The following is a 13,151-nucleotide window of genomic DNA, read 5'->3' on the forward strand; positions in this document are numbered from 1 at the left end:
ATGGATATAAAGTTATTCAGCCTAGAAATTTTGTAATTAAATTTCTGGGCTTTTCTTTTCTTTGCTCAAATATGATTAAAAAATCAAAAACTGGCATTGGATTGCCCGAATGTGAGCAATATATACAATTTATGGCGAACTGAATGATATCTTTTAGTTTGTAAATGAAACAAAAAGTTGAAAAATAAGAAAACAAATTTTGTAATAATGACATATTTTATCACTTTCAGATCACAAAAAAAATATTATTTTTTGGCATGGTTATTGCTTTATATTAAGGCATAAATAAAGCAACATACCAAGGAGGATAAAATGAAAGTAGGATTATTAAAAGATATTAAAGATGGAGAGTTCAGAACAATAATGACACCTAACGAGGCAGCAGAATTAGTTTCTCTGGGAGCAGAAGTATATGTAGAGACTGGTGCAGGAGAAGGAGCAAGTTTTGAGGATGCAGATTATGTGAAAGCAGGAGCAAAAATAGCAAAAGATATGAAAGAGATCTATGCAACTTGTGACTTTGTTACAAAAGTAAAAGAGTTGGAAGAGTGTGAATTTGATCTTTTAAGGGAAGGACAAATAATATTCACTTGTCTTCACCCAGCAGCTTCAAAAGATGAAGTAGATGTTTTATTAAAATCAAAAGTTATAGCTTTTACAGCAGAGGATACTCATAGATATGGATCACCTAACTGTGAAATAGCTGGTAAATTAGGTCTTTTAAAAGGAGCAGAGCATCTATTAAGAACTAATGGAGGATCTGGACAACTAATTTGTGGAGCAGGGGGAGCACCAGCAGCTAATATCCTTATTATAGGAGCTGGACTTGCAGGAACTGGAGCACTTCAATTAGCTTACGGATTGGGAGCTAACATAACAGTTATGGATATAAATGTAAAAATACTAAGAGATTTAATAGAAAGATATCCAGGAATCAATACAATGATATCTAACTCAGCAAACATAAAAGCTTTAATGCCAAATCTTGATATAATAGTAAACTGTGTAAAATGGCCTAAACATAGAAAAGATCATCTAGTAACTAGAGAAATGCTTTCTATGATGAAAAAAGGATCAGTAATTGTAGACGTAAGTGCTGACGTTGGTGGAGCTATTGAAACTTACCATCATACTACTCATGAAAATCCAACATTTGTTGTAGATGGAATAGTACACTATGGAGTAGATAATATCCCGGGAGCAGCTTCAAAAACTACATCAATAGCTTATGCTGCAAGTGTTATAGAACATTTCAAGTCAATAGTTCAAAATGGTGTAAAAGAAGCATGCAGACTTAATGGATATCTTAGAAGAAGTATGACTTCATATATGGGTGTACTTACTCATGAAGAAACATCAGCTATTCAAGGAAGAGAGTGGGTAACTCCAGAAGAAATGTTAGGATTGGAAGAAGGAACTTACAGTATAGCTCCTAAAGCTACAAGCACTTCATCAAAACCTACAACTTGCAAAAAATAGACAGTCAGATACTCAAACATAGATTGTATTTTAGAAGAATGGATAGAGTAAGAAAAAAGCTAAGACCAGAGCATTTCACTTTATCCATTTTTTTCTAAAAAAGAAAAATGGGGAAATTTATTTATAGGAGGTAATTATGGATTTTAGTATTGAAGTATTGTTTTTGGATTTAATGAAAGCAGCAGTGCTTATTTTTTTAGGACATATGTTAAGAAGTAAAGTCAAGTTTCTACAAAACCTGTATATACCATCAAGTTTGATAGCAGGATTTATAGGGTTGGCTATAGGACCATACGGAGTAAATATTCTTCGTTTTTCCAGCCATATGGGAAATTATACATCAGCATTTATGGTTATTGTATTCTCAGCGATTGCTTATGGAAGTTTCTCTGTAGTTAAAGAAGAGAAGAGACTTGGGGAATTAAAAGAATCAAAAGGGGAAAGTTTAAAAAGAATACTTGCTTTATATGTTTATCGTTCTATTGCCTCAATATTGGTATACATAGTTCCAATTGGTGTGGGAGTATATATTATAGATAAATTTATTATGAAACTTCCAGAAGGATTTACTATCCTTGTTGGTGGAGGATTTGTAGGAGGACATGGTACTAACGCAGCATTTGGATCAGCAGTAACAGAAGCAACTGGATGGGCAGGAGCTACAGACGTTGGAATGACATTTGCTACAGTAGGGGTTCTTGTAGGACTTATTGGTGGAATAATAATGATAAAAAATGCTACTAATAAGAAATATACAAGTTTTGTAAATAGATTTGATGCTCTGCCTGAGCAATTTAAAACAGGTTGGATGCCAGAAAATAATGAGCCTGAAATGGGTAAGGAAATGGTAAGTCCAATAGCTTTAGATCCATTAGCTTGGAGTTTCTTAATGATAATAATTCCAACTGGGCTTGCTTATGCAACTATTAAGTATGTAAGAATTTATCTTGCTACAATGCCTACATATTTATGGGCTTTCCTTATAGCAGTAGCTATGACACAATTATTGAAATATTCTGGAATTGGAAAACATGTAGATAAGCGTTCTATATCAAGAATAAGTGGAAGTGCAACTGATTTCCTTGTATTCTTCGGAGTAGCAGGAATTAAAATTGAAATAGTTATGCAGTTTGCAATGCCGATTATAGTTTTATCAGCTATGGCTCTTGGAAGTTTATTGCTTTGTATGTATTTTATAGGACCTCGTCTAAACAACAAATACTGGTTTGAGCGTTGTATATTTGTATATGGATATTGTACAGGAGTATATGCAATAGGACTGACACTTCTAAGAATATGTGATCCAGAAGGAAAATCAAAGACTTTAGAAGATGCAGCAGTAACTTCACCAATAGACTTTGTTGAGTACTATACTCTGCTTTTAGGACCAATTCTATTGAGTACTGGAAGAGTAAATACCTTTATGACAGTTATGGTTATAACATTGGTAGTAAGTTTTATAGCAGCATTTGTATTAAAATTATGGAATGTTCCACAGAAAGAAAGAATCAGTGATGCAGAATTAGAAATATAAATTCAATTTTGAAGCATAGAATTTTAAAAATTCTATGCTTTAAAAAAATATTTTCATTTTTTACAAATATATACTATAATATGGTATATTTTTAATATGAGGAGGAAACATATGGGAGTGTCAGCAAAAGAATACGTAGAAAAAGTAATTGAAAAAGTAAAAGCAAAAAATCCAGGGGAAAAGGAATTTGTACAGGCAGTAGAGGAAGTTTTAACTAGTCTAACTCCATTTATTGCAGAAAATCCTCAATATATTCAACAAAATATTCTTGAGAGAATAGTTGAACCTGAAAGACAAATAATATTTAGAGTACCATGGGAAGATGACAATGGAAATATTCAAGTAAATAGAGGATTCAGAGTAGAATTCAATGGTGTTATAGGACCATATAAAGGGGGACTTAGATTCCATCCTTCAGTAGCATTGGATTCTATGAAGTTTTTGGCTTTTGAACAAACATTCAAAAATTCATTGACAGGACTTCCAATAGGTGGAGGAAAAGGAGGAAGTGACTTTAACTCTACAGATAAATCAGACAGAGAGATAAAAAGATTCTGCGAGAGCTTTATGACAGAACTTTATCGTCATATAGGACCAGATAAAGACGTTCCAGCAGGGGATATAGGTGTAAGTGGAAGAGAGATAGGATATCTTTTTGGACATTACAGAAGAATAAAAGGTGCTTATGAAAATGGAGTACTTACTGGAAAAAATCAAAATTATGGTGGAAGTAAAATAAGACCAGAGGCAACTGGATATGGAGTAACTTATTTCATTCAAGAGATGTTAAAAGATATGGGAGAATCTATTGAAGGAAAAATTGTAGCTATATCAGGATATGGAAATGTTGCATGGGGAGCTGCTAAGAAAATGGCAGAGCTTGGAGCAAAGGTAGTTACTATTTCTGGTTCTAAAGGATATGTATATGATCCTGATGGAATAAAAGGTGAAAAAGTAGATTATATGCTTGAAGTAAGAGGAAATAAAGATGTATCTTTAAAAGATTTTGCTGAGAAATTTAACCTTGAATACTTTGAAGGGAAAAAACCTTGGGAAAGAAAAGTTGATATAGTTGTTCCATGTGCTATTCAAAATGAAATACTTCTTGAAGATGCTCAAAAAATAGTTGAAAATGGAGTAAAAATAGTTTGTGAGGGAGCTAATATGCCATGCAGTGCTGAAGCTATTGAACTATTTGAAAAACATGGAATTGGATTTGGAGCTGCAAAAGCTGCTAATGCTGGAGGAGTTGCAGTATCAGCTTTAGAAATGTCTCAAAATAGTTTGAGATATCAATGGTCTGAAGAGGAAGTAGACAGCAAACTTCATGACATAATGAAAGATATTTACAAAAAATCTAAAGAAATGAGTGTTCAATATAATGTAAGTTTAGCTAAAGGTGCAAATATAGCTGGATTTAAAAAAGTTGCAGACACTATGTTAATGCAGGGAAATTATTAATTTGAAATAGAAAAGAACTAAGATAGAGAGCAGTTCATTTGGATTGCTCTCTTCTTGCATAGATAAAATGGCGGTGAAATTATGTATAAAATAGTAGAAAAGAAATGGCTTACACCAATCATCTGTTATATGGATGTAGAAGCACCTGATCTGGCAGCATCAGCTCAGCCGGGGCAGTTTCTTATCATTAAGACAGATGCTAAGGGGGAACGTATCCCTTTGACTATATGCGACTATGACAGGAAAAAAGGAACAGTAGCTATTGTTTTTCAAGTGCTTGGAGAGAGTACTAAGAAAATGGGAGAATTTGAAAAGGGAGAATATTTTGCTGATGTAGTAGGTCCTCTTGGACAGCCAAGCGAGCTTATACATACAGATATGGAAGAGCTGAAAAAGAAAAAATATCTCTTTGTAGCTGGGGGAGTAGGAACAGCTCCAGTATACCCACAAGTAAAATGGATGAAAGAAAATGGTATAGATGCTGATGTAATAATTGGTACAAGAAGCAGAGATACTTTAATATTTGAAGATGGAATGAAATCTGTATCAGGTAATCTCTATGTATGTACAGATGATGGAACATATGGGAGAAAAGGAATGGTTACAGATGTAATAGACGACCTTTTAAAAGAAGGAAAGCATTATGATCATGCTATTGTAATCGGACCTATGATAATGATGAAGTTTGCATCTAAAAAATGCAGAGAAAATAATATTCCAAATACAGTAAGTCTAAATCCTTTAATGGTAGATGGAACTGGAATGTGTGGTGCATGCAGAGTAACAATAGAGGGAAGAGTCAAATTTGCCTGTGTAGATGGACCGGAATTTGATGGAGATCAAGTAAACTTTGATGAAGCAATGAGAAGACAGAATATGTATAAGACAGAAGAGGGAAGAAATATTCTCATGATAGAAGATGGAGAAACTCATCACAACCCTTCTTGTCCTAATCATGAAATAGTAGTGGATAAAAAGAAAAGAGTACCTGTGAGAGAGCAGGAACCTGATATAAGAAACAAGAACTTTGAAGAAGTATGTTACGGATATAACATGGAGGAGGCTCAGGCAGAAGCTTCAAGATGCATCAACTGTAAAAATCCTCTATGTGTGCAGGGATGTCCTGTATCAATAGATATACCAGCTTTTATTAAAAAGATAAAAGAAGGAGATATGGCAGGAGCAGGAAGAATAATAGCTGAATACTCAAATCTTCCAGCAGTATGTGGAAGAGTATGTCCACAGGAAACTCAATGTGAAGGAAAATGTATACTAGGAATAAAAGGTGAGCCTGTATCTATTGGTAAATTAGAGAGATTCGTAGGAGACTGGGTAATAGCCAATGGAATAGAATATGAGATAAAAGAAAAGAATAACAAGAAAGTTGCAGTCATAGGAGGAGGACCAGCAGGACTTACAGCAGCAGGAGACTTGGCTAAGATGGGATATGATGTAACTATTTATGAAGCGCTTCACAAACTGGGAGGAGTATTAAGCTATGGGATTCCAGAGTTCAGACTTCCAAAGGAAAAAGTAGTGGATAAGGAAATAGAAAATCTGTATAAGCTGGGAGTAAAAGTAGTAACTAATGCTGTAGTAGGAAGAACTTTTACAATAGATGAACTCTTGGACAGAAAGGGATTCTCAGCAGTATTCATAGGAAGCGGAGCAGGACTCCCAAGATTTATGAATATCCCCGGAGAAAACTATAATGGGGTAATATCAGCAAATGAATTTTTAACAAGGGTAAACCTTATGAGAGCTAATAAATCTGATTATGCAACACCTATAAAAATAGGTAAGAGAGTAATAGTAGTAGGTGGAGGAAACGTTGCTATGGATGCTGCCAGAACTGCTAAGAGGCTGGGAGCAGATACAACAGTAGTCTACAGAAGAGGAGAAGCAGAACTACCAGCTAGAAGAGAAGAGGTAGAACATGCTAAAGAAGAGGGAATTAAATTCCATTTTCTAGTATCACCTACAGAAGTAGTTGGAGATGAAAAAGGCTGGGTAAAAGAGATCAAATGTATAAGAATGGAGCTTGGAGAACCAGATGAAAGTGGTAGAGCAAAATTCTCACCAATAGAGAACAGCGAATTTATAATAGAAGCAGAAACAGTAATAATGTCACTGGGAACATCACCAAATCCACTTATAGCTTCAACAACAGAAAACCTTAAAGTCAATAGATGGAAGGGAATAGAAGCAGAAGAGGAAACTGGAAGGACTTCAAGAGAGGGAGTATTTGCAGGGGGAGATGCAGTAACAGGAGCAGCTACAGTAATACTTGCAATGGAAGCAGGAAAGAAAGCAGCAGCAGAAATAGATAATTATTTGAAAAATAAATAAAAAAAGTGGTGACTGAATAGGTCACCATATTTTTATATTACATGAGTTAAAGGCATTAAAATAATACCTGCAAAAGTAGCTATTAATGCTTCTTTAGTGTACCCATACTGTCTAGAACTTGGAAGAAGTTCTTCAATAGCTATGTAAAGCATAATTCCTGAAATAACTCCAAATATCATTCCTAGAGTAAGATCATTAATATAAGGCTTTAATATTAGGAAAGCTAAAGTAGCTCCAATCGGCTCTGCTATTCCTGATAAAAAAGTATACTTAAAAGCTTTCATCTTGCTTCCAGTAGCAAAATAAATAGGCATAGCTACAGAGATTCCCTCTGGAATATTGTGCATAGCTATAGCCAAAGCAATAGAGATACCTAAAGTCATATTTTCATAACCAGCCATAAATGTTGCTATTCCTTCTGGAAAGTTATGAAGCCCTATTGCCAGAGTAGATACAAACCCAACTCTGAAAAGATTTTCATGCTGTTTTCCATCTCCATGAGGTTCATTTTCATGGGGAACAAATTTATCCAGCATAGCTGCCAATAGCACTCCTATAAGAAGGAATATGACTCCCAAAACTACGCCCATTTTGTCTCCAGCATATGCTGCTAAAAGAATATTTGCATTAGGCATAAGATCAGTAAAAGATACACTTATCATAACTCCCCCAGCAAATCCTAATGAAATAGTTACCAGTTTTTCACTTTTTTTGTTAGTTAAAAATATTATGAAAGCCCCAAGCAGTGTTGACATTCCAGCTAAGAAAGATAAAATCAATGCTCTTGTCGCTGCTACATCTTCAAACATTTATTCACTTCCTTTCTTTAAATTACGAGATTTTATATATTATTACAAAAAATACCTCATAATTCCTTTATAATTTATTAATCATTTTTTAAAAGTTCATAGCTGCTTGAAATAGTTGGCATCTTTAAAACATCAAGCATTCTCTCAAGAAGAACCCCTTCTCTGTTTGGATATTTGAATCCATAACTTGCCAGTATACATTGAGTAATGAACTGAACTCCTCTTTCTATAGCAATAGGAAGACTGTCTCCTTGCAGAAGGCTTCCTATAACAACGCTTGTATAAGCATCTCCAGTACCTGGATAAGAAGCAGGAATATATTTACAGCTTACTTTCCAGAAAACATTATTTTCTCTGTCATAAGCTACAACATTTGTTTTTCTGTCAGTAGAATGAGAATCTTCATCAGGAACACTTGTAGCTATTACTATTTTTGGTCCCATAGCTGCCAGCTCAATAAGCCATTCTTTCACTTCAGATTCACTTATTTCTTTTTTGTATTCCTTATCTAAAAGAAAAGTAACCTCTGTAAAGTTAGGAGTGATTATATCAGCCTTTCCAATTAGCTTTTTCATTTCCTCTACCATCTCGTTTCCCATTGTTCCATAAAGTCTTCCATTATCTCCTAGTACTGGATCTATAACAGTAAGATTATTTTTATGTCCAAAGAAATCTACAAAGTCAGCTACTATTTTTATTTGTCTAGGAGACCCTAAGAATCCAGAGTATATACAATCAAATTCAAGTCCTAGCTTTTTCCAGTGAGCTATATGCTGTTCCATGTAATCAGTAAGATCAAGGAAGCTAAATCCTTCAAATCCTCCAGTATGAGTAGAAAGTACTGCTGTTGGAACAGGACATACCTGTAATTTCATGCTTGAAAGTATGGGTATAATACTTGTTAATGAAGATCTTCCATAACCAGAAAGATCATGAATAGCTGCTACTTTTTTTACTATATTATCCATTTTATTCCCCTTTTATTTTAGTTTGTATATTTTTATTTCGCTATAATTTTATTTTAAGATTATTTATTTCCATAATTATTATACAATATTTTGCTGAAATAAGCTATAAGAGAGTAAAAAAAGCTATTTACAAGAAGTTTTCTATTTTTTATTTTATCTTTATTCCAATAATCAGAGCTATGTCCATAGTTTGAGTTATACTGAGCTGCATGCCTCGTAATTCACTGTAATTATCTGATACTCTTATATTTTCTATAATACAGCTAGAAAAATCAATTCCCTTCAAAGGAGTCTTAAAAAAGTCTGTATTAGAAAAATTTACATTGTCTAATTTGATTTTTTTCATTTTTATTTCAGAGAGGAAGCCATAATTAAAGAAACTATCTCTGATATTCATACTCACCCAAAGAGAGTTGGAATAGTTAGCATAGAAAAAAGAGCTTTTGTTTATATCAATATTTTTAAATATACTTTGGTTAAAATCACATCCATCACCATTACAGTCAGTAACAGTGCTTGAGTTCCAATAAGATGAAATAAATTTACAATTTTTAAAACTGCATTTAGTCATCTCTACATGAGAAAAAGAAGAATTTGTAAAATCACAATTTTCAAATTTACATTCTTGAAATATGCTATTTTCAAAATCGATTCTTTTTAGATTCATATTAGCAATAGACTCTTGGTAATATTCTCCACAAACTGAAATTTCCTCTTCAATAGCTTTAAGTATATCCTGCTCCAGCATAATAACTCCTTTTTATTAATATATTTATTCAACTTATTATACCATAAAAAAAGAGACTGACCAGAGGTCAGTCTCAAAAATACTTAGATATTTAAATCTTTATTATTTTTTTTCAGAAGCAAAGTCCATAGAAGCAAGTCTGTTATATTGTCTCCATCTTCTTTGAGCTTCAAATTTGTTTAATTCAAATAGTTCTTTAGCGTGAGCTGGGTTAGCTTTAGAAAGAGTAGCGTATCTTACTTCTCCTAATAAGTACTCTTCATATTTATCCCAGTTAGGTTCTTTAGAATCTATTTGTAATGGGTTTTTACCTTCTGCTTCAAGAGTTGGATTGTATCTGAAGATTGGCCAGTATCCACATTCAGTAGCAAGTTTCATCTCGTTTTGAACTTTAGACATACCTTTCTTTAATCCGTGGTTGATACATGGAGCATAAGCTATGATTAGAGATGGGCCATTATATGCTTCAGCCTCTTTAAGAGCTTTTAGGTATTGTTGTTGATTTGCACCCATACAAACTTGTGCAACATAGATATGTCCATAAGACATAGCTATAGCAGCAAGGTCTTTTTTCTTAACTGATTTACCAGCAGCAGCGAATTTTGCAATTGCTCCTGTAGGTGTTGATTTAGAAGCTTGTCCTCCAGTATTAGAGTAAACTTCTGTATCTAGAACTACAATGTTTATATCTTCATTAGAAGCTAAAACGTGGTCAACTCCACCATAACCGATGTCATATGCCCAACCGTCTCCTCCGAAGATCCATTGAGATTTTTTGATTAAGTATTGTTTTAAGCTTAAGATTTCTTTACAGATTTCACAGTCTTTTCCTTCAAGAGCAGCAATTATTTTAGCTGAAACTTCTTGAGTTTTAGCAGCTGATGATCTGTTTTCAATCCATTCTTTGAATAGTTCAGCAACTTCTGCTGGAACTTTATCCATATTTACTTCCATTATGTTTTGAAGTCTATCTCTCATAGCTTCAACTGCAACGTGCATTCCCATTCCGAATTCAGCATTGTCTTCGAATAGAGATGAAGCCCATGATGGTCCATGTCCATTTTTGTTAGTTGTATATGGAGTAGCAGGAGCAGATCCACTGTATATTGAAGAACATCCAGTAGCATTAGCTATCATCATTCTGTCTCCGAATAATTGAGTGATTGCTTTAAGGTATGGAGTTTCTCCACATCCTGGACAAGCACCGTGGAATTCGAATAATGGTTGAGCAAATTGAGATCCTTTTACAGTATCTTTAGACATTAAGTCGCTTCTGTATTCAACATTGTTGAATAGGTATCCAGCTTTTCTGTCTTCTCCAGCCTCTAGAGAATCAGCAATAGGTTTCATAACTAGAGCTTTTTCTTTAGCAGGACATGTATTAGCACAAGATCCACATCCAGTACAATCTAGAGCAGAAACTTGCATTCTATATTCAAATCCTTCTAATCCTTTTCCAATTGGTTTTATAGTTTTTAATTCAACTGGAGAAGCTGCTTTTTCTTCAGCAGTCATTAAGAATGGTCTTAAAACTGCGTGAGGACATACATATGAACATTGGTTACATTGGATACAGTTTTCAGCAATCCATACAGGAACGTGAACTGCGATTCCTCTTTTTTCGAAAGCAGAAGTTCCGTTTTCAAAAGTACCATCTTCGTATCCATCAAATGCAGATACTGGTAAGTCATATCCTTTTATAGCATTAACTGGTTTAGCAATTCTTTCTACGAATTTCTCAGTTTTAGTCATTTCGCTGCTGCAAGTTCCACAACAACAGTTTTCATGTTCGTGTCCTGAGCAATCACAAGTAACATCAAGATCAGCCCAAGCTGGATCTACTGGAACTTCGATTAATCCTTCTGCTCCTTTATCGATAGCGCTATAGTTCATTTGAACGATATCGTCACCTTTTTTAGCATAAGATTTTTTAGCGTAGTCTTTCATATATTGTTGAGCTTCTTCAAATGGAATGATATCAGCTAGTTTGAAGAAAGCAGCTTGCATGATTGTATTAGTTCTTTGTCCTAATCCAATTTCTTCAGCTAGAGCAGTAGCGTTGATTATGAATAATCTAGCTCCATTTTTAGCTAAATCTTTTTTAACTTTAGCTGGGATTTCTTTTACAGCTTCTTCTGGAGACCAAATACAGTTGATCAAGAAAGATCCACCTTTTCTGATTCCTGAAGTCATATCATATAGATGTAAGTAAGCTGGTACTGAACAAGCAACGAAACTTGGGTTAGAAATTAGGTAACTTGCTTTGATAGGAGTTTTTCCAAATCTTAAGTGAGATCTAGTAACTCCTCCTGATTTTTTAGAGTCATATGCGAAGTATCCTTGAGCATATAAATCAGTTTTGTCTCCAATGATTTTGATAGAGTTTTTGTTAGCTCCAACTGTACCGTCAGCTCCAAGTCCAAAGAATAGACATTCTTTAACGTCTGGGCTAGTAACAGATATAGGTGCTCCAACTTCTAGTGAAGTGAAAGTAACGTCATCAACGATACCAACAGTAAATTTATTTTTAGGTTGATCTAATTTTAAGTTTTCAAATACTGCAACTACTTGAGCAGGTGTAGTATCTTTAGAAGATAGTCCATATCTTCCTCCAACGATTACTGGAGCGTTTTCTTTTCCGTAGAAAATAGATTGGATATCTTGTAATAAAGGTTCTCCAACTGATCCAGGTTCTTTAGTTCTATCTAATACAGCTATTTTCTTAACTGTTTTAGGGAATACATCAAAGAAATATTTTTCAGAGAATGGTCTGAATAAGTGAACAGAAACTATTCCAACTTTTTCTCCTTTAGCATTTAAATAATCAATTGTTTCTTCAGATATAGGGCAGATAGATCCCATAGCTATGATGATTCTTTCTGCATCTGGAGCTCCATAATAGTTGAAAGGTTTGTAATCTCTTCCAGTTGCTTTAGAAATTTCAGCCATGTAGTGAGCAACTACATCAGGTACTGCATCATAGAATTTATTTTGAGCTTCTCTAGCTTGGAAATAAATGTCATCATTTTCAGCAGTTCCTCTAGTTACTGGATGCTCAGGGTTAAGAGCTCTTTCTCTGAAAGCTTGAACTTCGTTCATGTCTATTAAGTTTTTGAAAACTTCATAGTCAATAACTTCTACTTTTTGAATTTCGTGAGAAGTTCTGAATCCATCAAAGAAGTGCATGAAAGGAATTCTTGTTTTGATAGCTGCTAAGTGAGCTACTCCTGCAAGGTCCATAACTTCTTGAACTGAGTTAGTTGCTAACATAGCAAATCCAGTTTGTCTAGCAGCATATATATCTTGATGGTCTCCGAAGATAGATAATGCTTGAGCAGATAGTGCTCTTGCTGATACATGGATAACTCCTGGAAGAAGTTCTCCAGCTATTTTATACATGTTAGGTATTTTTAATAATAATCCTTGAGAAGCAGTATAAGTTGTTGTTAGTGCTCCTGCTTGTAAAGACCCGTGTACAGTTCCAGCAGCTCCTGCTTCAGATTGCATTTCTACTACTTTTACTGGTACTCCGAAAATATTTTTCATTCCTTTTGAAGCCCATTCATCTGTGTATTCTGCCATTGGAGATGATGGAGTGATTGGGTAGATTCCAGCTACTTCTGTGAACGCATATGAAGCGTACGCAGCAGCTTGGTTACCGTCCATAGTCTGCATTTTTTTAACCATTACAATATCCTCCTATAATTTTAAAGTATTTTAAAAAAATTACTCTACTATATATTTTAAATCATTATTAAAATTTGTCAATTATAAATTCACTTTTTTTTGATATTTTTTAACAA

Annotated in this window: 8 protein-coding genes; 4 read left to right on the top strand and 4 right to left on the bottom strand. The window is 34.2% G+C overall.

Features of this window, described 5'->3' with window-relative positions; all coding sequences use genetic code 11:
* The first annotated feature begins 312 nt into the window (after positions 1 to 312).
* The 4 genes from C4N20_RS11060 to C4N20_RS11075 all read left to right on the top strand — a co-directional run bounded on the left by C4N20_RS11060 (position 313) and on the right by C4N20_RS11075 (position 6,823).
* Positions 313 to 1,479: an alanine dehydrogenase gene (locus C4N20_RS11060; RefSeq protein ID WP_005976332.1), complete on the top strand. Its 1,167-nt coding sequence runs from the start codon at positions 313 to 315 to the stop codon at positions 1,477 to 1,479.
* Positions 1,480 to 1,615: 136 nt separating this feature from the next.
* Positions 1,616 to 3,013: a sodium/glutamate symporter gene (locus C4N20_RS11065; protein ID WP_005976333.1), complete on the top strand. Its 1,398-nt coding sequence runs from the start codon at positions 1,616 to 1,618 to the stop codon at positions 3,011 to 3,013.
* Positions 3,014 to 3,124: 111 nt separating this feature from the next.
* The gene (gene gdhA, locus C4N20_RS11070; RefSeq protein WP_005976334.1) at positions 3,125 to 4,474 is read left to right on the top strand and encodes an NADP-specific glutamate dehydrogenase; all 1,350 of its coding nucleotides are present in this window, start codon (positions 3,125 to 3,127) and stop codon (positions 4,472 to 4,474) included.
* 81 nt (positions 4,475 to 4,555) lie between these two features.
* A complete protein-coding gene (locus C4N20_RS11075) occupies positions 4,556 to 6,823 on the top strand; it encodes a bifunctional dihydroorotate dehydrogenase B NAD binding subunit/NADPH-dependent glutamate synthase (RefSeq protein WP_106878581.1) in 2,268 nt (755 codons plus the stop codon).
* 32 nt (positions 6,824 to 6,855) lie between these two features.
* Here the strand turns inward: C4N20_RS11075 and zupT are convergent, their stop codons facing one another.
* The 4 genes from zupT to nifJ form a co-directional block, all read right to left on the bottom strand.
* The gene (gene zupT / locus C4N20_RS11080) at positions 6,856 to 7,632 is read right to left on the bottom strand and encodes a zinc transporter ZupT (RefSeq protein ID WP_005976339.1); all 777 of its coding nucleotides are present in this window, start codon (positions 7,630 to 7,632) and stop codon (positions 6,856 to 6,858) included.
* A 77-nt stretch (positions 7,633 to 7,709) separates the two neighbouring features.
* Positions 7,710 to 8,600 carry a pyridoxamine kinase gene (locus C4N20_RS11085; RefSeq protein WP_005976341.1) on the bottom strand — a complete coding sequence of 297 codons (891 nt, stop codon included), beginning with the start codon at positions 8,598 to 8,600 and terminating at the stop codon, positions 7,710 to 7,712.
* 148 nt (positions 8,601 to 8,748) lie between these two features.
* On the bottom strand, positions 8,749 to 9,348 hold the full coding sequence (locus tag C4N20_RS11090; protein WP_005976343.1) for a pentapeptide repeat-containing protein: 600 nt from the start codon (positions 9,346 to 9,348) through the stop codon (positions 8,749 to 8,751).
* Positions 9,349 to 9,450: 102 nt separating this feature from the next.
* Positions 9,451 to 13,035: a pyruvate:ferredoxin (flavodoxin) oxidoreductase gene (nifJ, locus tag C4N20_RS11095; RefSeq protein WP_005976345.1), complete on the bottom strand. Its 3,585-nt coding sequence runs from the start codon at positions 13,033 to 13,035 to the stop codon at positions 9,451 to 9,453.
* Positions 13,036 to 13,151: the final 116 nt, after the last annotated feature.

The organism is Fusobacterium ulcerans (assembly GCF_003019675.1).
GTDB lineage: Bacteria > Fusobacteriota > Fusobacteriia > Fusobacteriales > Fusobacteriaceae > Fusobacterium_A > Fusobacterium_A ulcerans.